Annotated in this window: 22 protein-coding genes; 20 read left to right on the forward strand and 2 right to left on the reverse strand. The window is 60.0% G+C overall.

Going from position 1 to position 24852, the window contains the following annotated elements:
• The first annotated feature begins 50 nt into the window (after nucleotides 1-50).
• The 20 genes from purB to AC06G5_RS19855 all read left to right on the forward strand — a co-directional run bounded on the left by purB (nucleotide 51) and on the right by AC06G5_RS19855 (nucleotide 22462).
• The gene (purB, locus tag AC06G5_RS19760) at nucleotides 51-1421 is read left to right on the forward strand and encodes an adenylosuccinate lyase (protein ID WP_103395482.1); all 1371 of its coding nucleotides are present in this window, start codon (nucleotides 51-53) and stop codon (nucleotides 1419-1421) included.
• Nucleotides 1422-1507: 86 nt separating this feature from the next.
• Nucleotides 1508-2677, forward strand: a complete 1170-nt coding sequence (locus tag AC06G5_RS19765; RefSeq protein WP_413704440.1) for a ribosomal protein uL16 3-hydroxylase — start codon at nucleotides 1508-1510, stop codon at nucleotides 2675-2677.
• Nucleotides 2670-3095, forward strand: a complete 426-nt coding sequence (locus AC06G5_RS19770; RefSeq protein ID WP_057399862.1) for a GNAT family N-acetyltransferase — start codon at nucleotides 2670-2672, stop codon at nucleotides 3093-3095. The genes AC06G5_RS19765 and AC06G5_RS19770 overlap by 8 nt, the downstream gene beginning before the upstream one ends.
• 276 nt (nucleotides 3096-3371) lie before the next feature.
• A complete protein-coding gene (locus AC06G5_RS19775; RefSeq protein WP_413426021.1) occupies nucleotides 3372-4133 on the forward strand; it encodes a secretin N-terminal domain-containing protein in 762 nt (253 codons plus the stop codon).
• A 476-nt stretch (nucleotides 4134-4609) separates the two neighbouring features.
• Entirely contained in the window at nucleotides 4610-5935 is a 1326-nt protein-coding gene (gene aceA / locus AC06G5_RS19780) for an isocitrate lyase (RefSeq protein WP_096510123.1), read from the forward strand.
• 656 nt (nucleotides 5936-6591) lie between these two features.
• Nucleotides 6592-7005: an NADH-quinone oxidoreductase subunit A gene (locus AC06G5_RS19785; RefSeq protein WP_003223812.1), complete on the forward strand. Its 414-nt coding sequence runs from the start codon at nucleotides 6592-6594 to the stop codon at nucleotides 7003-7005.
• Between the two features lie 10 nt (nucleotides 7006-7015).
• On the forward strand, nucleotides 7016-7690 hold the full coding sequence (locus tag AC06G5_RS19790; protein ID WP_007970441.1) for a NuoB/complex I 20 kDa subunit family protein: 675 nt from the start codon (nucleotides 7016-7018) through the stop codon (nucleotides 7688-7690).
• A 72-nt stretch (nucleotides 7691-7762) separates the two neighbouring features.
• Nucleotides 7763-9547: an NADH-quinone oxidoreductase subunit C/D gene (gene nuoC, locus AC06G5_RS19795; RefSeq protein ID WP_095966501.1), complete on the forward strand. Its 1785-nt coding sequence runs from the start codon at nucleotides 7763-7765 to the stop codon at nucleotides 9545-9547.
• 2 nt (nucleotides 9548-9549) lie between these two features.
• Nucleotides 9550-10047, forward strand: coding sequence for an NADH-quinone oxidoreductase subunit NuoE (gene nuoE, locus AC06G5_RS19800; RefSeq protein ID WP_008020715.1), 498 nt, complete (start codon nucleotides 9550-9552; stop codon nucleotides 10045-10047).
• Nucleotides 10044-11399 (forward strand): NADH-quinone oxidoreductase subunit NuoF, encoded by a 1356-nt coding sequence (gene nuoF, locus AC06G5_RS19805; RefSeq protein WP_413426025.1) that lies wholly within the window; start codon nucleotides 10044-10046, stop codon nucleotides 11397-11399. Before nuoE ends, nuoF begins: the two co-directional genes overlap by 4 nt.
• A 136-nt stretch (nucleotides 11400-11535) precedes the next feature.
• Nucleotides 11536-14250, forward strand: a complete 2715-nt coding sequence (nuoG, locus tag AC06G5_RS19810) for an NADH-quinone oxidoreductase subunit NuoG (RefSeq protein ID WP_413426027.1) — start codon at nucleotides 11536-11538, stop codon at nucleotides 14248-14250.
• Nucleotides 14247-15254, forward strand: a complete 1008-nt coding sequence (gene nuoH / locus AC06G5_RS19815; RefSeq protein WP_111287957.1) for an NADH-quinone oxidoreductase subunit NuoH — start codon at nucleotides 14247-14249, stop codon at nucleotides 15252-15254. The genes nuoG and nuoH overlap by 4 nt, the downstream gene beginning before the upstream one ends.
• Nucleotides 15255-15266: 12 nt before the next feature.
• Nucleotides 15267-15812, forward strand: coding sequence for an NADH-quinone oxidoreductase subunit NuoI (nuoI, locus tag AC06G5_RS19820; RefSeq protein WP_218278330.1), 546 nt, complete (start codon nucleotides 15267-15269; stop codon nucleotides 15810-15812).
• A gap of 9 nt (nucleotides 15813-15821) precedes the next feature.
• Entirely contained in the window at nucleotides 15822-16325 is a 504-nt protein-coding gene (nuoJ, locus tag AC06G5_RS19825) for an NADH-quinone oxidoreductase subunit J (protein WP_057399869.1), read from the forward strand.
• Nucleotides 16326-16327: 2 nt separating this feature from the next.
• Nucleotides 16328-16636, forward strand: a complete 309-nt coding sequence (gene nuoK, locus AC06G5_RS19830) for an NADH-quinone oxidoreductase subunit NuoK (RefSeq protein ID WP_007946416.1) — start codon at nucleotides 16328-16330, stop codon at nucleotides 16634-16636.
• Complete coding sequence (nuoL, locus tag AC06G5_RS19835) at nucleotides 16633-18486, forward strand: NADH-quinone oxidoreductase subunit L (protein WP_008020702.1); 1854 nt, start codon at nucleotides 16633-16635, stop codon at nucleotides 18484-18486. Before nuoK ends, nuoL begins: the two co-directional genes overlap by 4 nt.
• A 39-nt stretch (nucleotides 18487-18525) precedes the next feature.
• On the forward strand, nucleotides 18526-20058 hold the full coding sequence (nuoM, locus tag AC06G5_RS19840; protein WP_111287961.1) for an NADH-quinone oxidoreductase subunit M: 1533 nt from the start codon (nucleotides 18526-18528) through the stop codon (nucleotides 20056-20058).
• Nucleotides 20059-20065: 7 nt separating this feature from the next.
• Entirely contained in the window at nucleotides 20066-21529 is a 1464-nt protein-coding gene (nuoN, locus tag AC06G5_RS19845) for an NADH-quinone oxidoreductase subunit NuoN (RefSeq protein ID WP_008020698.1), read from the forward strand.
• Nucleotides 21530-21734: 205 nt separating this feature from the next.
• Complete coding sequence (locus AC06G5_RS19850) at nucleotides 21735-22088, forward strand: type II toxin-antitoxin system Phd/YefM family antitoxin (RefSeq protein WP_480458148.1); 354 nt, start codon at nucleotides 21735-21737, stop codon at nucleotides 22086-22088.
• On the forward strand, nucleotides 22085-22462 hold the full coding sequence (locus tag AC06G5_RS19855) for a type II toxin-antitoxin system VapC family toxin (RefSeq protein WP_413704437.1): 378 nt from the start codon (nucleotides 22085-22087) through the stop codon (nucleotides 22460-22462). Before AC06G5_RS19850 ends, AC06G5_RS19855 begins: the two co-directional genes overlap by 4 nt.
• A 209-nt stretch (nucleotides 22463-22671) precedes the next feature.
• Here the strand turns inward: AC06G5_RS19855 and AC06G5_RS19860 are convergent, their stop codons facing one another.
• Together AC06G5_RS19860 and AC06G5_RS19865 are read right to left on the reverse strand one after the other, a co-directional pair.
• On the reverse strand, nucleotides 22672-22872 hold the full coding sequence (locus AC06G5_RS19860; RefSeq protein WP_480458151.1) for a co-regulatory protein PtrA N-terminal domain-containing protein: 201 nt from the start codon (nucleotides 22870-22872) through the stop codon (nucleotides 22672-22674).
• A gap of 215 nt (nucleotides 22873-23087) precedes the next feature.
• Nucleotides 23088-24830, reverse strand: coding sequence for an ABC transporter substrate-binding protein (locus AC06G5_RS19865; RefSeq protein WP_322616743.1), 1743 nt, complete (start codon nucleotides 24828-24830; stop codon nucleotides 23088-23090).
• Between the last annotated feature and the right edge of the window lie 22 nt (nucleotides 24831-24852).

Raw genomic sequence — 24852 nt, forward strand, 5'->3', positions numbered from 1 at the left:
CATGTATGATACGCGCCCCATTTCGTTGCCCGACTGTCCGAGAACACCCCATGCAGCTCTCTTCGCTCACTGCGGTTTCCCCTGTTGACGGCCGCTACGCCGGCAAAACCCAGGCCCTGCGCCCAATTTTCAGCGAGTACGGCCTGATCCGTGCCCGCGTCCTGGTTGAAGTGCGCTGGCTCCAGCGCCTGGCCGCTCACCCTGCCATCAGCGAAGTGCCGGCGTTCTCCGCCGAAGCCAACGCTGTGCTGAACGCCCTGGCGGAAAACTTCTCTCTGGAGCACGCCGAGCGCGTCAAAGAGATCGAGCGCACCACCAACCACGACGTCAAAGCCATCGAATACCTGCTCAAAGAGCAAGCGGCCAAGCTGCCGGAACTGGCCAAGGTCAGCGAGTTCATCCACTTTGCCTGCACCAGCGAGGACATCAACAACCTGTCCCACGCCCTGATGCTGCGTGAAGGTCGTGATGACGTGATGCTGCCGCTGATGCGCCAGACCGCCAACGCCATTCGCGAACTGGCCATCCGCTTCGCCGACGTGCCGATGCTGTCGCGTACCCACGGTCAACCGGCCTCGCCGACCACCCTGGGCAAAGAACTGGCGAACGTGGTTTACCGCCTGGAGCGTCAGATCGCCCAGGTCGCTGCCGTTCCGCTGCTGGGCAAGATCAACGGCGCTGTCGGCAACTACAACGCACACCTGTCGGCCTACCCTGAGATCGACTGGGAAGCCAACGCCCGCGCCTTCATCGAAGACGAACTGGGCCTGGGCTTCAACCCGTACACCACGCAGATCGAACCGCACGACTACATTGCCGAGCTGTTCGACGCGATCGCACGCTTCAACACCATCCTGATCGACTTCGACCGCGACATCTGGGGCTACATCTCCCTGGGTTATTTCAAACAGCGCACCATCGCAGGCGAAATCGGTTCGTCGACCATGCCGCACAAGGTGAACCCGATCGACTTCGAGAACTCCGAAGGCAACCTGGGCATCGCCAACGCACTGTTCCAGCACTTGGCGAGCAAGCTGCCGATCTCCCGCTGGCAGCGCGACCTGACCGACTCCACCGTGCTGCGCAACCTCGGTGTCGGCTTCGCCCACAGCGTGATCGCGTACGAAGCCAGCCTCAAAGGCATCAGCAAACTTGAGCTCAACGAGCAGAAGATTGCCGCTGACCTGGACGCCTGCTGGGAAGTATTGGCCGAGCCGATCCAGACCGTGATGCGTCGCTACAACATCGAAAACCCATATGAAAAGCTGAAAGAACTGACCCGCGGCAAGGGCATCAGCCCTGAAGCGCTGCAGACTTTCATCGACGGCCTGGACATGCCAGCTGCCGCCAAGGCTGAGCTGAAACTGCTCACCCCGGCCAACTACATCGGCAACGCTGTAGCACAAGCCAAACGCATCTGATCGACCGCTAGACCCTTTTAAGACGCCCGGCCGCGCCGGGCGTTTTTATTCCCGTCTGAAAAGTGCATTTTTTCAATAGGTTACACATGAATCCTGATACTCCTCTTCAACTTCTGGGCGGCATCACGGCACGGGAATTCCTGCGCGACTACTGGCAGAAAAAGCCGCTGTTGATCCGCCAGGCGATTCCTGATTTCGAAAGCCCGATCGACGCCGACGAACTGGCCGGCCTGGCGCTGGAAGAAGAAGTCGAATCGCGTCTGATCATCGAGAATGGCGAGCGCCCGTGGGAACTGCGTCGCGGCCCGTTCGCCGAAGATGAATTCAGCAAGCTGCCTGAAACTGACTGGACCTTGCTGGTGCAAGCTGTGGATCAGTTCGTCCCGGAAGTCAGCGAACTGCTGGAAAACTTCCGTTTTCTGCCGAGCTGGCGCATCGACGACGTGATGATCAGCTACGCCGCGCCAGGTGGCAGCGTTGGTCCGCACTTCGACAACTACGACGTGTTCCTGCTGCAAGGCCACGGCAAGCGCAACTGGAAGATCGGCCAGATGTGCAACACCGAGAGCCCGCTGCTGGCCCACGCCGACCTGCGCATCCTCTCCGAATTCGAAGCCACCGACGAATGGGTGCTGGAACCGGGCGACATGCTCTACCTGCCACCGCGCCTGGCCCATTGCGGCGTTGCCGTTGATGAATGCATGACCTACTCGGTCGGCTTCCGCGCGCCGAGCGCTGCCGAAGTGCTGACCCACTTCACTGACTTCCTCAGCCAGTTCCTGTCGGACGAAGAACGCTACACCGACGCCGACGCCTTGCCGACTGCCGATCCTCACCAGATCCAGCGCGACGCACTCGACCGCCTGAAAGGCTTGCTGGCCGAACACATGAGCGACGAGCGCCTGCTGCTGACCTGGTTTGGCCAGTTCATGACCGAGCCACGCTACCCGGAACTGGTGGTGGGCCCGGAGGACGTCGAAGAAGACGACTTCATGTCTGCCCTGGAACAAGGCGCAATCCTGATTCGCAACCCGAGCGCACGCCTGGCATGGTCCGAAGTCGACGACGACCTGCTGCTGTTCGCCAGCGGCCAGAGCCGTTATCTGCCGGGCAAACTGCGCGAACTGCTGAAGATGATCTGCGCCGCTGACGCGCTGCACGCCGACAACCTCGGCGAATGGCTGAGCGATGAAGACGGCCGCGGCCTGTTGTGCGAACTGGTCAAGCAGGGAAGCCTGGGGTTTGCCGATGAATAAGATTCACGTACGTGTCGCAGACTGGCAGAAGGACAACGCCGAGATCCGGCGCATTCGTGAAACGGTGTTCGTCGCCGAGCAGTGCGTTCCACCTGAACTGGAATGGGATGCCGACGATGCAACCGCCGTGCACTTCCTCGCGTTCGAAGGCGACTTTCCGATTGGCACCGCCCGTTTGCTGCCCGATGGTCACATCGGCCGAGTGTCGGTGCTCAAGGATTGGCGCGGCCTGAAAGTCGGCGACAAGCTGATGCAGGCGGTGATTGGCGAAGCCGAAGAACGCGGCTTGAAGCAACAGATGCTCAGCGCCCAAGTGCAAGCCACGGCGTTCTATGAGCGCCTGGGCTTCAACATGGTCAGTGAGGAGTTCCTGGAAGCCGGGATTCCGCATGTGGACATGGTGCGGCACTCGGCCTGATACCCTATGGCGAGGGAGCCTGCTCCCTCGCCACAGCACCACAAAACGCCCTGACATCACGCGATGCCGGGGCGTTTTGCTGTCTACGATTCAACTTACCCCACCCCGAGCCGACAAACTTGTAGGAGCGAGCTTGCTCGCGATGGGCGTGAACGATAATGCTGGAAGCCTGACACCCCGCGGCGTCCTCAAGACCATCGCGAGCAAGCTCGCTCCTACAAACCCCGGGCCGACAAAGTGGCAATATCAAGTCTTTAGAACGCGGAGATAACGGACATGTCCCTACGCACCCTGCTCACCACCCTGCTGCTCGGCTGCAGTTTTTCGGTGCTGGCAGCCACAGAAATCATCCCCCTCAAATACCACACCAGCGCCGACCTGCTGCCGGTTGCGCAGGATTTCGTCGGCAAGGAAGGCCAGGTCAGCGCCTACGGCAGCCAACTGATTGTCAACGCCGATGAGCGCAAGATCGACGAACTTAAAGCCCTTCTTTCGCAACTCGATACAGCGCCCAAACGGCTGCTGATCACCGTCGACACCAGTGACAACAACTTCCAGGGTGACCAGCGTCAAGCGGTGAACGGCGCCAAGCCAGGCCAGACCCGCATCATCAACTACAGCACCGACAGCCGCGACGGCGGCATTCAGCAGGTACAGGCCAGCGAAGGCGCACCGGCACTGATCCAGGTCGGCCAGAGCGTGCCGGTCACCAGCAGCCAGAGCGATTCCTATGGCGGCTACAGCAGCCAGACCGAGTATCGCAATGTCACCCAGGGTTTCTACGTCACCGCAAACGTCACTGGCGACATCGTTCACCTGTCGATCAGTACCAACCGTGACCGCATGAGCCAGGAACGTCCCGATGTAGTGAACGTACAAAGCACCGACACAACCGTCACCGGCCACCTCGGTGAGTGGATCCTGCTGGCCGGGGTCAATGGCCAGACCCAGGCCGACAAACAGGGCCTGACCCGCAGCTACTCGACCCAGAGCCGCAACGACATGACTTTGCGGGTTAAAGTCGACACCCTGGACTAAAGCACCAAAAACTGACTGCCGAGTCGTATTAGACCAAAGATGTAGTGCTCGAAAAAAAGCACTACAAAACGTTTGACGAGCCAAAAAAGCGAAGGCATGATGGCCTCGCTCCCGCTAATCAGGGGCCCTGGCAAGGGCCTTCGAGGCGATGTTCGCAACCTACCCCCGCGAACCGCTTCGTGTCTGTACCGCCCACAAGGTGTGTTTGACGAGGTTGTCGACTGGAACGAAGTTGTCCCGAGGGACGGAAGCGTAATTAGGTAACCCGGCAGCACACTGATGTTCGTACCAAGGCCCACGACGCCCGAATGCGCCCGCAGTTCGCCTTTACCTGCTCACTTCCCCTCGAGCCGATCGTTCATCCCGTCGCCCTCCCCGCCGAATCCGACTTGACCGCTTAAGCTTCTGGTCAGCGAGCGCAGGAATTTTCCACCGCAGAACAACTTTTCATAAAGACGCGACGAGGTTTATCTCCCATGGCACTGACACGCGAACAGCAAATTGCAGCCCTCGAAAAAGACTGGGCTGAAAACCCGCGCTGGAAAGGCGTGACACGCACTTACTCCGCTGCTGACGTCGTCCGCCTGCGTGGCTCGGTTCAACCTGAGCACACCTTTGCAAAAATGGGCGCCGAGAAGCTGTGGAACCTGGTCACCCAGGGTGCCAAGCCGGCCTTCCGTCCTGAGAAAGATTTCGTCAACTGCATGGGCGCCCTGACCGGCGGCCAGGCTGTACAACAAGTCAAAGCCGGTATCCAGGCGATCTACCTGTCGGGCTGGCAAGTGGCTGCGGACAACAACTCCGCCGAATCGATGTACCCGGACCAGTCGCTGTACCCGGTTGACTCGGTTCCAACCGTGGTCAAGCGCATCAACAACGCGTTCCGTCGCGCCGACCAGATCCAGTGGAAAGCCGGCAAGAACCCGGGCGACGCTGGCTACATCGACTACTTCGCGCCAATCGTGGCTGACGCCGAAGCCGGTTTCGGCGGCGTACTGAACGCTTACGAGCTGATGAAGAGCATGATCGAAGCAGGCGCCGCCGGCGTTCACTTCGAAGACCAGCTGGCTTCCGTGAAGAAATGCGGCCACATGGGCGGCAAGGTACTGGTTCCTACCCAGGAAGCCGTACAGAAGCTGACCGCTGCCCGTCTGGCGGCTGACGTTGCCGGTACTCCGACCATCATCCTGGCTCGTACCGACGCCAACGCCGCTGACCTGCTGACTTCCGACTGCGACCCGTACGACCAGCCATTCGTGACTGGCGAACGCACCCAGGAAGGTTTCTACAAGGTTCGCGCCGGTCTGGACCAGGCCATCGCTCGCGGCCTGGCCTACGCGCCGTACGCCGACCTGATCTGGTGCGAAACCGCCAAGCCGGACCTGGAAGAAGCCCGTCGCTTCGCTGAAGCGATCAAGAAGGAATACCCGGACCAACTGCTGTCGTACAACTGCTCGCCTTCCTTCAACTGGAAGAAAAACCTGGACGACGCAACCATCGCCAAGTTCCAGCGCGAACTGTCCGCCATGGGCTACAAGCACCAGTTCATCACCCTGGCCGGCATTCACAACATGTGGCACAGCATGTTCAACCTGGCGCATGACTACGCCCGCAACGACATGACTGCCTACGTGAAGCTGCAAGAGCAGGAATTCGCCGACGCCGCCAAGGGTTACACCTTCGTGGCTCACCAGCAGGAAGTGGGCACCGGCTACTTCGACGACATGACCACCGTGATCCAGGGTGGCTCGTCTTCGGTAACAGCACTGACCGGTTCGACCGAAGAAGAACAGTTCCACTGATCTGCTTCGCTTGAGACATCAGCCGTTGCGGACCGGATAAAAAGCTAACCGCAACGCTGCACATCTGACGCCCCGACTGGTTCGGGGCGTTTTTTTGCCTGCGATTTAACAAACAACGCAAGCCCCCTTGTAGGAGCGAGCCTGCTCGCGATGACCCTGAGGGCGCCGCGGGGTGTCAGGCCCCCAGCGTCATCGCTGACCACCATCGCGAGCAAGCCCGCTCCTACAGGTACAGGGGATGGTGGTGACCTGGAAAAAAATTGATCCAGAGCGACATCAACGTCAGAAAAATCCGCTAAAACGCACACCGCTGCTACTTGCTGTAACGCTCAAATAAGACAACTTCCCGAGTATCCGAGGGGCAAACAGTTTGAAAACCACCACAAACAATATTGATTATCATTTAGCTGCAACTATGTTCGTTACATTCCCTACAAAACATTATTTGCGAAAAGCCCCCTAATGCCCGCAACGCAAGGGCTGCCGGCTTTTGCAGACTCGCTATGTCCTTATTCCTATAAATAATTTCGCTATAGGAATTTTACTTGCCGGGTGTTTAGCCATAAAATCAGCGGGATTGATTGCTGCGACATATCGTCACTGCTTTGTTTCTTTTCAAGCTCAGAGACCTTTGCTCTCTGTTAAGGATTACCAGCATGCCCGAAGCGACAGGACTCATGGCCCACAACTGGGGCTTTGCCATTTTCCTTCTAGGCGTTGTCGGCCTCTGTGCCTTCATGCTGGGCGTTTCCAGCCTACTCGGGTCAAAAGCCTGGGGCCGCAGCAAAAACGAACCGTTCGAGTCCGGCATGCTACCTACAGGTGGCGCCCGCTTGCGGCTCTCAGCCAAATTCTATCTGGTCGCGATGCTCTTCGTGATCTTCGATATCGAAGCCCTCTTTCTCTTTGCATGGTCTGTGTCCGTCCGCGAAAGCGGCTGGACCGGATTCGTCGAAGCTCTCGTTTTCATAGCAATTCTGTTGGCAGGCCTTGTCTACCTATTCCGAGTGGGCGCCCTTGACTGGGCTCCGGAAGCTCGGCGCAAGCGGCAAGCGAAGCTGAAACAATGAGGCTTTGGCAATGCAATACAATCTCACCAGGATCGACCCCGATGCTCCTAACGAGCAGTATCCGATTGGCCAACGGGAAACCGTTTCCGATCCGTTAGAAGATCAAGTCCACAAAAACATTTTCATGGGCAAGCTCGAAGACGTGCTCAACGGCACGATCAACTGGGGGCGCAAGAACTCCCTATGGCCGTACAACTTCGGTCTTTCGTGCTGCTACGTGGAAATGACCACCGCCTTCACGGCGCCCCACGACATCGCGCGCTTTGGCGCCGAGGTTATCCGGGCATCGCCGCGTCAAGCGGATTTCATGGTTATCGCCGGTACCTGCTTCATCAAGATGGCGCCGATCATTCAGCGTCTCTACGAGCAAATGCTCGAGCCTAAATGGGTCATCTCCATGGGTTCGTGCGCCAACTCCGGTGGCATGTACGACATCTACTCCGTCGTTCAAGGGGTGGACAAGTTCCTGCCCGTGGACGTCTACGTGCCTGGCTGCCCGCCCCGCCCTGAAGCTTTCCTGCAAGGCCTGATGCTGTTGCAGGAGTCGATTGGCCAGGAGCGTCGCCCACTTTCCTGGGTCGTTGGCGATCAAGGCGTGTACCGCGCCGAGATGCCGTCCGAAAAGGAAAAGCGCCGCGAACAGCGTATTCAGGTAACCAACCTGCGCAGCCCCGACGAAGTCTGATCCAGTTCTGCTGTTTCAAAGAAACGAAAAACTGGCTTCATTCTTTACGTTGACCGAAAGCGATAAATAACCATGACTACAGGCAGTGCTCTGTACATCCCGCCTTACAAGGCAGACGACCAGGATGTGGTCGTCGAACTGAACAACCGTTTTGGCCCGGAGGCGTTCACCGCCCAGCCTACCCGCACCGGCATGCCGGTGCTTTGGGTTGCCCGCGCCAAACTCGTCGAAGTCCTGACTTTCCTGCGCAACCTGCCCAAGCCGTACGTCATGCTCTATGACCTGCACGGCGTGGACGAGCGCCTGCGTACCAAGCGTCAAGGACTGCCGAACGGCGTCGACTTCTCCGTGTTCTATCACCTGATGTCGATCGAACGTAATAGTGACGTGATGATCAAGGTCGCCTTGTCCGAGAGCGACCTCAGCTTGCCGACCGTCACCAGCATCTGGCCGAATGCCAACTGGTACGAGCGTGAAGTCTGGGACATGTACGGTATCGACTTCAAAGGCCACCCTCACCTGTCGCGCATCATGATGCCGCCGACCTGGGAAGGTCACCCGCTGCGCAAGGACTTCCCGGCCCGCGCCACCGAATTCGACCCGTTCACCCTGAACCTGGCCAAGCAACAGCTCGAGGAAGAGTCTGCGCGCTTCAAGCCTGAAGACTGGGGCATGAAGCGTTCCGGCCCGAACGAGGACTACATGTTCCTCAACCTCGGCCCGAACCACCCGTCCGCGCACGGTGCGTTCCGTATCATCCTGCAGCTGGACGGTGAAGAGATCGTCGACTGCGTACCGGACGTCGGCTACCACCACCGTGGTGCCGAGAAAATGGCCGAGCGTCAGTCCTGGCACAGCTTCATCCCGTACACCGACCGTATCGACTACCTCGGCGGCGTGATGAACAACCTGCCGTACGTGCTCTCGGTCGAGAAGCTGGCCGGCATCAAGGTGCCGGAGAAGGTCGACGTCATCCGCATCATGATGGCCGAGTTCTTCCGGATCACCAGCCACCTGCTGTTCCTGGGGACCTACATCCAGGACGTCGGCGCCATGACCCCGGTGTTCTTCACCTTCACCGACCGTCAGCGTGCGTACACCGTGATCGAAGCCATCACCGGTTTCCGTCTGCACCCGGCCTGGTACCGCATCGGTGGCGTCGCCCACGACCTGCCGCGCGGCTGGGAAAAACTGGTCAAGGATTTCGTCGAGTGGATGCCCAAGCGTCTGGACGAATACCAGAAGGCCGCCCTGGACAACAGCATCCTGCGTGGCCGGACCATCGGCGTCGCCGACTACAACACCAAAGAGGCCCTGGAATGGGGCGTCACCGGTGCCGGCCTGCGTTCGACCGGTTGCGATTTCGACCTGCGTAAAGCGCGCCCGTACTCGGGCTACGAGAACTTCGAATTCGAAGTGCCGCTGGCTGCCAATGGCGATGCCTACGACCGCTGCATCGTGCGTGTCGAGGAGATGCGCCAGAGCATCAGGATCATCGACCAGTGCCTGCGCAACATGCCGGAAGGCCCGTACAAGGCGGATCACCCGCTGACCACGCCGCCGCCGAAAGAGCGCACCCTGCAGCACATCGAAACCTTGATCACGCACTTCCTGCAAGTTTCGTGGGGCCCGGTCATGCCGGCCAACGAATCCTTCCAGATGATCGAAGCGACCAAGGGCATCAACAGTTATTACCTGACGAGCGATGGCGGCACCATGAGCTACCGCACCCGGATTCGTACACCAAGCTTCCCGCACCTGCAGCAGATCCCTTCGGTGATCAAAGGCAGCATGGTCGCGGACTTGATTGCGTACCTGGGTAGTATCGATTTCGTTATGGCCGACGTGGACCGCTAAGCATGAACAGCACGCTTATCCAGACAGACCGTTTCACCTTGAGTGAAACCGAGCGCTCGGCCATCGAGCACGAGCTGCATCACTACGAAGACCCGCGCGCGGCGTCTATCGAAGCCCTGAAGATCGTCCAGAAGGAACGCGGTTGGGTGCCGGACGGCGCCCTGTACGCCATCGGCGAGATCCTCGGCATCCCGGCCAGCGACGTTGAAGGCGTGGCGACGTTCTATAGCCAGATCTTCCGTCAGCCAGTCGGCCGCCACATCATTCGCGTCTGCGACAGCATGGTCTGCTACATCGGCGGCCACGAGTCCGTGGTCAGCGAAATCCAGAGCAAGCTGGGCATCGGCCTGGGTCAGACCACCGCCGACGGTCGTTTCACCCTGCTGCCGGTCTGCTGCCTCGGCAACTGCGACAAGGCGCCGGCGTTGATGATCGACGACGACACTTTCGGTGATGTGCAGCCAGCAGGCGTTGCCAAATTGCTCGAGGGCTACGTATGACCCTGACTTCCTTCGGTCCCGCCAACCGCATCAAGCGTTCGGCCGAGACTCACCCGCTCACCTGGCGCCTGCGTGACGACGGCGAAGCCGTCTGGCTCGACGAGTACCAAGCCAAGAACGGTTACGCCGCAGCACGCAAGGCCTTCGCCGACATGGCTCAGGACGACATCGTCCAGACCGTGAAGGATTCCGGCCTCAAGGGCCGCGGCGGTGCAGGCTTCCCCACTGGCGTGAAGTGGGGCCTGATGCCCAAGGACGAATCCATCAACATCCGCTACCTGCTGTGCAACGCGGATGAAATGGAGCCGAACACCTGGAAAGACCGCATGCTGATGGAGCAACTGCCCCATCTGCTGATCGAAGGCATGCTGATCAGTGCCCGCGCACTGAAAACCTACCGTGGCTACATCTTCCTGCGTGGTGAATACACCACCGCCGCCAAGCACTTGAACCGTGCCGTGGAAGAAGCCAAGGCTGCGGGCCTGCTGGGTAAAAACATTCTGGGCAGCGGCTTCGATTTCGAGCTGTTCGTCCACACCGGCGCCGGGCGTTACATCTGCGGTGAAGAAACCGCACTGATCAACTCCCTCGAAGGCCGTCGCGCCAACCCGCGCTCCAAGCCGCCCTTCCCTGCCGCCGTGGGCGTGTGGGGCAAGCCGACTTGCGTGAACAACGTTGAAACCCTGTGCAACGTCCCGGCGATCATTGCCGACGGCGTGGACTGGTACAAATCACTGGCTCGCGAAGGCAGTGACGACATGGGCACCAAGCTCATGGGCTTCTCCGGCAAGGTGAAGAATCCGGGCCTGTGGGAACTGCCATTCGGCGTCACTGGTCGCGAGCTATTCGAAGACTACGCCGGTGGCATGCGCGACGGTTACAAGCTCAAGGCCTGGCAGCCAGGCGGCGCCGGCACCGGCTTCCTGTTGCCGGAGCACCTGGACGCACAAATGTACGCCGGCGGCATTGCCAAGGTGGGCACCCGTATGGGTACTGGCCTGGCGATGGCGGTGGACGACAGCGTCAACATGGTGTCCCTGCTGCGCAACATGGAACAGTTCTTCGCTCGCGAATCCTGTGGCTTCTGCACCCCGTGCCGTGATGGCTTGCCATGGAGCGTCAAGCTGCTGATGGCCATCGAGAACGGCGAAGGCCAGCCAGGCGACATCGAGACCCTGCTGGGTCTGGTCGGTTTCCTCGGCCCGGGCAAGACCTTCTGTGCTCACGCACCGGGTGCCGTGGAGCCGTTGGGCAGCGCCATCAAATACTTCCGCCATGAGTTCGAAGCCGGCATCGCGCCTGTCAGCGCCGCCGTCCCGCCTCTGGCAAGGCCGATCGTAGTCGGCGCGTAAATGCTTAAAAAGGCGAAGGGTCCGTGCCCTTCGCTTTTCGTGTGATGACGCCGCAAGCGGCTGTGTTGATTCACGCGAATGACAAGATTCCATTAGCCACGCCCGCTGACACCGGGCCAACGAAGAACTTTGAACCATGGCCACTATCCACGTAGACGGCAAAGCGCTCGAAGTCGACGGGGCAGACAACCTGTTACAGGCATGTCTGTCGCTAGGCCTCGATATTCCTTACTTCTGCTGGCACCCTGCCCTTGGCAGCGTTGGCGCTTGCCGCCAGTGCGCGGTCAAGCAGTACACCGACGAGAACGACACCCGTGGTCGCATCGTCATGTCCTGCATGACCCCTGCCACCGATGGCACCTGGATCTCCATCGACGATGAAGAATCCAAAGCGTTTCGCGCCAGCGTTGTTGAATGGCTGATGACCAACCACCCTCACGACTGCCCGGTCTGTGAGGAAGGCGGTCACTGCCACCTGCAAGACATGACGGTAATGACCGGCCATAACGAGCGCCGTTACCGCTTCACCAAGCGCACCCACCAGAACCAGCAACTGGGCCCGTTCATTTCCCACGAAATGAACCGCTGCATCGCTTGCTACCGCTGCGTGCGCTTCTATAAAGACTACGCTGGCGGCACCGACCTCGGCGTGTACGGCGCCCACGACAACGTGTACTTCGGTCGCGTTGAAGACGGCACCCTGGAAAGCGAGTTCTCCGGCAACCTCACCGAGGTTTGCCCGACCGGCGTGTTCACCGACAAGACTCACTCCGAGCGCTACAACCGTAAATGGGACATGCAGTTCTCGCCGAGCATCTGCCATGGCTGCTCCAGCGGCTGCAACATCTCCCCGGGCGAGCGTTATGGCGAACTGCGTCGCATCGAAAACCGTTTCAACGGTTCGGTGAACCAGTACTTCCTGTGCGACCGTGGCCGTTTCGGCTATGGCTACGTCAACCGCGAAGACCGTCCACGCCAGCCGCTGCTGGCCAATGGCACCAAGTTGAGCCTTGACGACGCACTGGACAAGGCCGCCGACCTGCTGCGCGGTCGCAACATCGTCGGTATAGGTTCGCCACGCGCCAGCCTCGAAAGCAACTACGCGTTGCGTGAACTGGTGGGCGCCGAGCACTTCTACTCGGGTATCGAAGCCTCCGAACTGGAGCGCATCCGCCTGGTCCTGCAAGTGCTCAAAGACAGCCCGCTGCCAGTACCGAACATGCGCGACATCGAAGACCACGACGCCATCTTCGTCCTCGGTGAAGACCTGACCCAGACCGCCGCCCGTATGGCGTTGTCGCTGCGTCAATCGGTCAAAGGCAAGGCCGAAGACATGGCCGACGCCATGCGCGTCCAGCCCTGGCTCGACGCCGCGGTGAAGAACATCGGCCAGCACGCACTGAACCCGCTGTTCATCGCCAGCCTGGCTGAAACCAAGCTCGACGATATCGCCGAAGAATGCGTTCACGCAGCTCCCGACGACCTGGCCCGCATCGGTTTCGCCGTGGCTCACGCCCTCGACGCCAGCGCTCCAGCCGTTGAAGGCCTGGACGCCGAAGCCCTCGAGCTGGCCAAGCGCATTGCCGACGCCCTGCTCGCGGCCAAGCGTCCACTGATCATCGCCGGCACCTCGTTGGGTTCCAAGGCGCTGATCGAGGCTGCTGCCAACATTGCCAAAGCCCTGAAGCTGCGCGAGAAGAACGGTTCCATCAGCCTGATCGTGCCAGAGGCCAACAGCCTCGGCCTGGCCATGCTCGGTGGCGAATCGGTCGACGCCGCGCTGCAAGCGGTGATCGACGGCCGTGCCGACGCCATCGTCGTGCTGGAAAACGATCTGTACACCCGTACCGACAAGGCCAAGGTTGATGCTGCCCTGACCGCCGCGAAAGTGCTGATCGTCGCCGACCATCAGCAGACCGCCACCAGCGATCGCGCACACCTGGTTCTGCCAGCTGCCAGCTTCGCTGAAGGCGACGGTACCCTGGTCAGCCAGGAAGGCCGCGCCCAGCGCTTCTTCCAGGTCTTCGATCCGAAATACCTGGATGCGAGCATCCTGGTTCACGAAGGCTGGCGCTGGCTGCATGCCCTGCGCGCTACCCTGCTGAACCAGCCGATCGACTGGACCCAACTGGACCACGCCACCGCTGCCGTTGCTGCCAGTACGCCGCAACTGAACCGCATCGTCGATGCCGCACCGTCCGCCGCGTTCCGCATCAAGGGCATGAAACTGGCCCGTGAACCGCTGCGTTACTCCGGTCGTACCGCCATGCGCGCCGACATCAGCGTGCACGAACCGCGTACCCCGCAGGACAAGGACACCGCGTTCGCCTTCTCGATGGAAGGTTACTCGGGCTCGGCCGAACCGCGTCAGCAAGTGCCATTCGCCTGGTCTCCGGGCTGGAACTCGCCGCAAGCCTGGAACAAGTTCCAGGACGAAGTCGGTGGTCACATCCGCGCTGGCGACCCGGGCACCCGCCTGATCGAAAGCACTGGTGACTCGCTGAACTGGTTCGCCAGTGTTCCGCGCGCGTTCAATCCGGCCCAGGGCACCTGGCAGGTCGTACCGTTCTTCCACCTGTTCGGCAGCGAAGAGAACTCTTCGAAAGCCGCTCCGGTTCAGGAACGCATTCCGGCTGCCTACGTCGCACTGGCCAAATCCGAAGCCGACCGCCTGGGCGTCAACGACGGTGCCATGCTGAGCTTCAATGTCGCCGGCCAGACCTTGCGTCTGCCGCTGCGCATCAATGAAGAACTGGGCGCCGGTCTGGTGGCACTGCCTGCGGGCATCGCCGGCATTCCGCCAGCGATCTTTGGCAAATCCGTTGACGGTCTGCAGGAGGCAGCTCAATGACCTGGTTCACTCCTGAAGTGATCGACATCATCATCGCGGTCCTCAAGGCCGTGGTGATTCTGCTCGCCGTGGTGATCTGCGGCGCCCTGCTCAGCTGGGTCGAGCGTCGCTTGCTCGCCCTCTGGCAGGACCGTTACGGCCCGAACCGCGTGGGCCCGTTCGGTGCGTTCCAGATCGCTGCCGACATGATCAAGATGTTCTTCAAGGAAGACTGGACGCCGCCGTTCGCCGACAAAGTGATCTTCACGCTGGCACCGGTCGTGGCCATGAGCGCCCTGCTGATTGCCTTCGCGATCATCCCGATCACCCCGACCTGGGGCGTGGCGGATATCAACATCGGCATCCTGTTCTTCTTCGCCATGGCCGGCCTGTCGGTCTACGCGGTGCTGTTCGCCGGCTGGTCGAGCAACAACAAGTTCGCCCTGCTGGGCAGCTTGCGGGCCTCGGCACAAACCGTGTCGTACGAAGTGTTCATGGGCCTGTCGCTGATGGGCATCGTGATCCAGGTTGGCTCGTTCAACATGCGCGACATCGTTGAATACCAGGCGCAGAACCTGTGGTTCGTCATTCCGCAGATCTTCGGATTCCTGACCTTCTTCATCGCTGGCGTGGCCGTGACTCACCGTCACCCGTTCGACCAGCCGGAAGCGGAACAGGAACTGGCCGACGGTTACCACATTGAATACGCCGGCATGAAATGGGGCATGTTCTTCGTCGGCGAGTACATCGGCATCGTGTTGATTTCGGCGCTGCTGGTGACCTTGTTCTTCGGTGGCTGGCACGGTCCGTTCGGCATCCTGCCGCAGATCCCGTTCATCTGGTTCGCGCTGAAAACCGCGTTCTTCATCATGTTCTTCATTCTGCTGCGCGCTTCGATTCCGCGCCCACGGTATGACCAAGTGATGGACTTCAGCTGGAAGTTCTGCCTGCCGCTGACCCTCGTCAACATGCTGGTGACCGCTGCGATCGTGTTGCTCAACACGCCCGCCGTCGCGGCTCAGTGAGGATAGAGAATCATGAAGTACATTTTTGACATCGTGCATGGCTTCTTCACCCAGCTTCGCAGCCTGGTGATGATTTTTAGCCACGCCTTCCGCAAGCGCGACACGCTGCAGTACCCGGAAGAAGCCGTGTACCTGCCGCCGCGCTTCCGTGGCCGTATCGTGCTGACCCGCGACCCCGACGGCGAAGAGCGTTGCGTAGCCTGCAACCTGTGCGCCGTCGCGTGCCCGGTCGGTTGCATCTCGCTGCAGAAAGCTGAAACCGAAGACGGTCGCTGGTACCCGGACTTCTTCCGCATCAACTTCTCGCGCTGCATTTTCTGCGGCCTCTGCGAGGAAGCCTGCCCGACCACCGCGATCCAGCTGACGCCGGATTTCGAAATGGCCGAGTTCAAACGTCAGGACCTGGTTTACGAGAAAGAAGATCTGCTGATCTCCGGCCCCGGCAAAAACCCTGATTACAACTTCTATCGTGTTGCAGGTATGGCGATTGCCGGTAAGCCCAAAGGCTCCGCGCAGAATGAAGCCGAACCGATCAACGTGAAGAGCTTGCTGCCTTAAGGAAGAAAGATGGAATTCGCTTTCTATTTCGCATCGGGTATCGCTGTGGTGTCCACGCTTCGCGTGATCACCAACACCAACCCTGTGCACGCCCTTCTCTACCTGATCATTTCGCTGATTGCCGTGGCGATGACGTTCTTCGCCCTCGGCGCACCGTTTGCCGGTGTCCTGGAAGTGATCGCCTACGCTGGCGCCATCATGGTGCTGTTCGTGTTCGTGGTGATGATGCTGAACCTGGGCCCGGCCTCGGTTCAGCAAGAGCGCGCCTGGCTCAAGCCCGGTATCTGGGGCGGCCCGGTCGCCCTCGCCGCCTTGCTGCTGGTGGAACTGCTGTATGTACTGCTCTCCCACCAGAGCGGCCAGGCCGTCGGCCACACCACCGTAGACGCCAAGGCCGTGGGCATCAGCCTGTTCGGTCCTTACCTGCTGGTGGTCGAACTCGCCTCGATGCTGCTGCTCGCCGCAGCCGTCACGGCGTTCCATCTGGGCCGTAACGAAGCCAAGGAGCAATGACGATGCCTGCTATCCCCATGGAGCATGGTCTGGCGGTTGCCGGCATCCTGTTCTGCCTCGGTCTGGTCGGCCTGATGGTCCGCCGCAACATCCTCTTCGTGCTGATGAGCCTGGAGGTCATGATGAATGCCTCCGCTTTGGCGTTCATCGTTGCCGGTAGCCGCTGGGCGCAGCCGGATGGACAGATCATGTTCATCCTGGTGATCAGCCTGGCAGCCGCCGAGGCCAGTATTGGCCTGGCGATCCTGCTGCAACTGTATCGCCGCTTCCACACGCTCGATATCGACGCTGCCAGTGAGATGCGCGGATGAATCTTCTCTATCTGACTTTCCTGTTCCCTCTCATCGGTTTCCTGCTGCTGTCGTTTTCACGCGGCCGCCTCTCGGAAAACCTGTCGGCACTGATCGGCGTCGGTTCAGTCGGCTTGTCTGCCATCGTCGCGGCTTACGTGATCTGGCAATTCAACGTCGCGCCACCGGAAGGCGGTCACTACACCCAGGTGTTGTGGCAGTGGATGGCGGTGGAAGGCTTCAAGCCGAACTTCGCCCTGTACCTGGATGGTCTGTCCCTGACCATGCTGGGTGTGGTGGTTGGCGTCGGCTTCCTGATCCACCTGTTCGCTTCCTGGTACATGCGCGGTGAAGACGGCTACTCGCGTTTCTTCGCCTACACCAACCTGTTTATCGCCAGCATGCTGTTCCTGGTGCTGGGCGATAACCTGCTGTTCCTGTACTTCGGCTGGGAAGGCGTGGGCCTGTGCTCGTACCTGTTGATCGGTTTCTACTACAGCAACCGCAACAACGGCAACGCGGCACTCAAGGCCTTCATCGTGACCCGTATCGGTGACGTGTTCATGGCCATCGGCCTGTTCATCCTGTTTGCCCAACTGGGCACGCTGAATGTCCAGGAACTGCTGGTGCTGGCACCGCAGAAGTTCCAGGCCGGCAATATCTGGATGGTCCTGGCCACCCTGATGCTGCTGGGCGGCGCTGTCGGTAAATCGGCGCAACTGCCGCTGCAAACCTGGCTGGCGGACGCGATGGCCGGCCCTACTCCGGTTTCGGCACTGATCCACGCCGCAACCATGGTGACCGCGGGTGTCTACCTGATCGCCCGTACCCACGGCCTGTTCACCCTGGCGCCGGAAATCCTGCATCTCGTGGGAATCGTCGGCGGTGTGACCCTGGTCCTGGCCGGTTTTGCTGCACTGGTTCAGACCGACATCAAGCGTATCCTCGCTTACTCGACCATGAGCCAGATCGGCTACATGTTCCTGGCCCTGGGCGTTGGTGCCTGGGATGGCGCGATCTTCCACCTGATGACCCACGCCTTCTTCAAGGCCCTGCTGTTCCTTGCTTCCGGTGCGGTGATCGTTGCCTGCCACCACGAGCAGGACATCTTCAAGATGGGCGGTCTGTGGAAGAAACTGCCACTGGCCTACGCCAGCTTCATCGTCGGCGGCGCGGCCCTGGCGGCCCTGCCTCTGGTAACCGCAGGCTTCTACTCCAAGGACGAAATCCTCTGGGAAGCGTTCGCCAGCGGCAACCACGGTCTGCTGTATGCGGGCCTGGTCGGCGCATTCATGACCTCGCTGTACACCTTCCGCCTGATCTTCATCGCGTTCCACGGTGAAGCGAAGACCGAAGCCCATGCCGGTCACGGCATCGCCCACTGGCTGCCACTGTCGGTGCTGATCGTATTGTCCACCGCCATCGGCGCGATGATCGTTCCACCACTGCACGGCGTGCTGCCGGAAAGCGTCGGCCATGCCGGCGGCGAAGCCAAGCACAGCCTGGAAATCGCCTCGGGCGCCATCGCCCTGTCCGGTATCCTGCTGGCCGCGCTGCTGTTCCTCGGCAAGCGTCGCTTCGTGACCGCCATCGCCAACAGCGGCATCGGCCGTATCCTGTCGGCCTGGTGGTTCGCTGCCTGGGGCTTCGACTGGATCTACGACAAACTGTTCGTCAAGCCATACCTGGCGATCAACCACATCCTGCGCAAAGACCCGCTGGACCAGACCATCGGTCTGATCCCGCGTATGGCCAAAGGCGGTCACACCGCCCTGAGCCGTACCGAGACCGGTCAACTGCGTTGGTACGCCGCCTCGATGGCTGCTGGTGCCGTGCTGGTTATCGGCGCCGTCGTGCTGGTAGCGGTCTGATATGAACCTTGCGAACTTGCGAAAGGAATTGAGCCCGTCATGATTCTGCCTTGGCTAATCCTGATCCCCTTCATCGGCGGCCTGCTGTGCTGGATGGGTGAGCGCTTCGGCGCCACCCTCCCCCGCTGGATTGCGCTGATCACCATGTCCCTGCTGCTCTCCCTCGGCCTCTGGCTGTGGGCCAACGGTGACTATTCATTTGCTCCGGCACCGGGTGCCGATCCGACCTGGGCGCTTGAGTTCAAGCACGTCTGGATCCAGCGCTTCGGCATCAACGTGCACCTGGCCCTCGACGGCCTGTCGCTGTTGATGATCATGCTGACCGGCCTGCTGGGTGTCCTCTCGGTACTCTGCTCGTGGAAAGAGATCCAGCGTCACGTTGGCTTCTTCCACCTGAACCTGATGTGGATCCTGGGCGGTGTCGTCGGCGTGTTCCTCGCCCTCGACCTGTTCATGTTCTTCTTCTTCTGGGAAATGATGCTGGTGCCGATGTACTTCCTCATCGCGCTCTGGGGTCACAGTTCTTCGGACGGCAAGAAAACCCGGATCTACGCGGCGACCAAGTTCTTCATCTTCACTCAGGCTTCCGGCCTGATCATGCTGGTGGCGATCCTGGGTCTGGTACTGGTCAACTTCAACGACACCGGCGTGATTACCTTCAACTACGCCGATCTGTTGAAGACCAAGATGTCGACGACCACCGAGTACATCCTGATGCTCGGCTTCTTCATCGCCTTCGCGGTGAAACTGCCAGTGGTGCCGTTCCACTCCTGGTTGCCTGACGCTCACGCCCAGGCACCGACCGCAGGTTCCGTCGACCTCGCCGGTATCTTGCTGAAGACAGCGGCCTACGGCCTGTTGCGTTTCGCCCTGCCGCTGTTCCCGAACGCTTCGGCCGAGTTCGCACCGTTCGCCATGACCCTGGGTCTGATCGGGATTTTCTACGGTGCGTTCCTGGCGTTCGCGCAAACCGACATCAAGCGTCTGATTGCCTTCTCGTCCGTTTCCCACATGGGCTTCGTACTGATCGGCATCTACTCCGGCAGCCAACTGGCACTGCAGGGCGCTGTAATGCAAATGCTGGCGCACGGTCTGTCGGCCGCGGCACTCTTTATCCTGAGTGGCCAGTTGTACGAACGCACCCACACCCGCGACATGCGCGAGATGGGTGGCCTGTGGTCGAAAATCGCTTACCTGCCGGCTCTCAGCCTGTTCTTCGCAGCCGCGTCGCTGGGCCTGCCGAGTACCGGTAACTTCGTCGGTGAGTTCCTGATCCTGATCGGCACCTTCCCGATTGCCCCGTGGGTCACCATCATCGCGACGTCCGGCCTGGTGTTCGGTTCGGTCTACTCGCTGATCATGATCCACCGCGCCTACTTCGGCCCGGCCAAATCGGACGTGGTGCTGCACGGCATGGACGGTCGCGAAATGATCATGGTGGTCGGTCTGGCAGCGCTGCTGATCTACATCGGCGTCTACCCGCAACCGTTCCTCGATACCTCTGCCGCTACGATGCATGGCGTGCAGCAGTGGCTCGGCACCGCCTTCACTCAACTCGCTTCGGCCCGGTAAGAGCGCTATGGAATTCACGACTCAACACTTTATCGCGCTAGCGCCGCTGTTGATTACCAGCGCCACGATCATCGTGGTGATGCTGGCAATTGCCTGGCGCCGCAACCACTCCCAGACCTTCCTGCTGTCGGTGGCGGGTCTGAACCTGGCGTTGCTGTCGATCCTGCCAGCCTTGAAGGTCGCGCCATTGGCTGTGACCCCACTGCTGCAAATCGATAGTTTCGCTTGCTTGTACATGGCGCTGATCCTGGTCGCCACCCTCGCTTGTGTGACCCTTGCCCACGCCTACCTCGGCGATGGCGGCACGGGTTACCCGGGCAACCGTGAAGAACTGTACCTGCTGATCCTGATGGCCGCCGCCGGTGGCCTGGTGCTGGTCAGCGCACAGCACCTGGCCGGGTTGTTCGTCGGTCTGGAACTGCTGTCGGTGCCGGTCTACGGTCTGGTGGCTTATGCCTTCTTCAACAAGCGCTCGCTGGAAGCCGGTATCAAGTACATGGTGCTGTCGGCGGCCGGTTCCGCGTTCCTGTTGTTCGGTATGGCCCTGCTCTACGCTGACGCCGGCTCCCTGAGCTTCGTCGGCATCGGCCAGGCGCTGGCGGCTACCGGTCTGCCAAGCTCGCTTGCGCAACTGGGCCTGGGCATGATGCTGATCGGCCTGGCGTTCAAGCTGTCGCTGGTACCCTTCCACCTCTGGACTCCGGACGTTTACGAAGGTGCCCCGGCGCCGGTTGCCGCGTTCCTGGCGACCGCTTCCAAAGTGGCTGTGTTCGCAGTGATGGTGCGCCTGTTCCAGATCTCCCCTGCTGCGAGCAGCGGCGTGCTGAGCAACGTGCTGACCATCATCGCCATCGCGTCGATCCTGTTCGGTAACCTGCTGGCCCTGACCCAGAGCAACCTCAAGCGTCTGCTGGGTTACTCGTCCATCGCCCACTTCGGTTACCTGCTGATCGCCCTGGTGGCGAGCAAGGGCCTGGCCGTGGAAGCCATCGGCGTGTACCTGGTCACCTACGTGATCACCAGCCTCGGCGCGTTCGGCGTGATCACCCTGATGTCCTCGCCATACAAAGGCCGTGACGCAGACGCCCTGTACGAATACCGCGGCCTGTTCTGGCGCCGTCCGTACCTGACTGCCGTGCTGACCGTGATGATGCTGTCCCTGGCCGGTATCCCGCTGACCGCGGGCTTCATCGGCAAGTTCTACATCATCGCCACCGGCGTCGAGTCGCATCAGTGGTGGCTGGTCGGCTCCCTGGTACTGGGCAGTGCCATCGGCGTGTTCTACTACCTGCGAGTGATGGTCACCCTGTACCTGATCGAGCCAAACCTGCGCCGCGTCGACGCTCAACTGCACTGGGAACAGAAGGCAGGCGGCGTGATGCTGCTGGCCATCGCGGTGCTGGCGTTCTTCCTCGGCCTGTACCCACAACCGCTGTTGAACCTGGTTCAACAGTCGGGCCTGGCGGGTTGATCGCATAGCGATACCCGGTAGTAAACAGAAACGGCACCTTCGGGTGCCGTTTTTGCGTTTGTGGGATTTGTTACCAGCACGCTCCCCTCCTCCGACAATCCCCGAAAGCTCTCGCCGTATTACCCGCCTCGTCCTACATCAAGATCGAGCACTCGGTTTTATCTTTAATGACTGCTGGATCGAGAAACCAATACGAGAGCGAACAATGAACCGTGACATCTTTTCCGAACTGGCTCCCGCCATCCCTCAGAAACCACGCATTTTTGCCCTCCGTGAATATTTTGGCTATATTTGTCCAGAATATTCACGGAGGGAAATCATGATCGTCGTTCCGTTGGCCGAAGCAAAAAACAATCTATCCAAACTCGTTGATGACGCAGCCGCTGGACAGATCATCACGATTGCCAAACACGGTCGGGCTCTCGCACGGCTGGTGCCGGTGGGGAAAACCTGCGGCCAGCGCATCGGAACGATGAAAGGCAAACTTGTACTTCCCGATGATTTCGACGCGCCACTGTCGGACGACATGTTCGATATTTTTGAAGGCGCTCACGAATGAGGCTTCTGCTCGACACGCACATTTTGCTCTGGACACTCAGTGATGATCCCAGACTTTCCGGCAAAGCCAGAAAGCTCATCGAGAACGCTGCCGACATATATGTCAGCGCAGCGTCATTCTGGGAGATGGCGATCAAGATCGGATTGGGAAAGCTGAACGTTGATCTGGAGGAAATCCGGCAGTACAGCCTCGAAAGCGGGTTCATCGAATTGCCCGTAACTTCCGAGCATGCCATTGCCGTGAAAGACCTCGAACATCATCATCGTGACCCGTTCGACCGCCTCATTGTTGCAACAGCCATGACTGAACCCATGAAACTGCTGACCGCCGACCCATTGGTTGCCAGGTACACGGATTTGGCTGTTTTGGTCTGATTGGTTCAAAACACCACAAATGATGAATGTTTCTGTGAGTGATTTTGCTCGGCTGGAGAACTTTGTTATCTGGAGTGGCCTCTTCGCTGGCAAGCCAGCTCCTGCACGAGACCTCGTCTGAGTCGAAAATGAAGTGACCTCCAAACCATTGCGCAATAAAAAAGCCCACCATCGGTATTCGATGACGGGCTAGTTCCAGTGCGACACGCTTACAAGTCTTTGGTCTTGTCGTCCTTTTTTTCATTCAAGACGACGGGGGTACTCGCCTGCTCCTTCGCGACAAACTTCTCCACCGAGCGGTCATTGGCCGCCATCATTTTTTCGAACGCCTTGTCACCGCCACCTTCTGCCAAAACAACAGAGGACATCACCAACGCCGCTACAAACGCACTCAGTTCTGCAAGTTTCATGTTTGATTCCTCGTTTAATTAACTAACGAGGTCAAGGTAACAATCCGAACCTTTCATGACAGTGGCGCGCAAATTACATATCCGTTATGTAGCCTGAAAGGTATCTGTGGCGAGGGTGCTTGCTCCCGCATAGTCGCTTGCTCGCGAAAGCGGTCCATCAGGCACAAAGTAAAACGGCACCTTTCGGTGCCGTTCGCGTTTCACATGACAGACGCTTACTTACGCGCATCCGCCCACGACTTCAGCAGTTCGTTGTAGCTCACGGTTTCGCCCTTCGGCTTTTCGTTCGCCAGTTTCGGCTTCGGTGCGCCCGGCTGATCGAACCAGTATTGCGCATCGCGCTCGGGGTTCATTTTCGGCGCGCAGGTGGCTTGCGCTTTCGAACGTTCCAGACGGGTCATGATTGCGTCCTGATCCTTGGCCAGTCCGTCCAGTGCCTGTTGCGGGGTCTTGTCGCCGCTGGCGGCTTCGGCGATGTGGCTCCACCACAGTTGCGCCAGACGCGGATAATCCGGCACGTTGGTCCCGGTCGGGGTCCATTGCACACGGGCCGGGCTGCGATAAAACTCCACCAGGCCACCGAGTTTCGGTGCCAGGTCGGTCATGGCTTGCGAGTTGATGTCCGACTCGCGGATCGGGGTTAGGCCGACGATGGTTTTCTTCAGCGATACGGTTTTCGAGGTCACGAACTGCGCGTAAAGCCAGGCCGCCAGTTTCTGCTTCTCGGGCGTGGACTTCATGAAGGTCCAGGAGCCCACGTCCTGGTAGCCCAGCTTCATGCCCTCTTCCCAGTACGGGCCACGCGGCGACGGCGCCATGCGCCATTTCGGCGTGCCGTCGGCGTTCATCACCGCCAGGCCCGGTTTGGTCATGTCGGCGGTAAAGGCGGTGTACCAGAAAATCTGCTGGGCGATGCTGCCCTGGGATGGCACCGGACCCGATTCGGAGAAGGTCATGCCCGCCGCTTCCGGTGGCGCGTACTTCTTCAGCCAGTCGACGTACTTGGTGGTGGCGAACACCGCCGCCGGACCGTTGGTATCGCCGCCGCGGGTCACGCTGGAACCCACCGGGTGGCAGTCCTCGACACGAATGCCCCACTCGTCGACCGGCAAGCCGTTGGGGATGCCCTTGTCGCCGCCACCGGCCATGGAGAACCAGGCATCGGTGAAGCGCCAGCCCAGGGACGGGTCTTTCTTGCCGTAGTCCATGTGCCCGTAGACGCGCTTGCCGTCGATTTCCTTGACGTCTTCGCTGAAGAATTTCGCGATGTCTTCATAGGCCGACCAGTTCACCGGCACGCCCAACTCATAGCCGTACTTTTCCTTGAACTTGGCCTTGAGGTCCGCGCGCTCGAACCAGTCGGCGCGGAACCAATAGAGGTTGGCGAACTGTTGGTCGGGCAGTTGATAGAGCTTGCCGTCGGGCGCGGTGGTGAAAGAAAGGCCGATGAAATCCTTGAGGTCCAGGGTCGGCGAGGTGAAGTCCTTGCCCTCATTGGCCATCAGGTCGGTGATCGCTTCGGTCTTGCCGTAGCGAAAGTGCGTACCGATCAGGTCCGAGTCGTTGACCCAGCCGTCATAGATGCTCTTGTCCGATTGCATCACCGTCTGCAGTTTTTCCACCACGTCGCCTTCCTGCAGCAGGTCGTGGGTGACTTTGATCCCGGTGATCTCGGTGAAGGCCTTGGCCAACACCTTGGACTCGTACTCGTGGGTGGCGATGGTTTCCGAGACGACCTTGATGTCCATCCCGCGGAACGGCTCGGCGGCCTTGATGAACCACTTCAATTCCGCCAGTTGCTGATCGGCCGTCAGGGTGGATGGCTTGAACTCGCTGCCAATCCATTTCTTCGCAGCGTCTTCATAGGCATCGGCCCAGGCCGCTGCGCTCAACCCGCTGAGTGCCAGCATGGCTGCCAATGAAATGCTATGTCGCAGCTTATTGTTTTTGTCGAACATAGAGACCTCCTGTATGGGATTT

It is taken from the genome of Pseudomonas sp. WT-JTC, assembly GCF_056711565.1.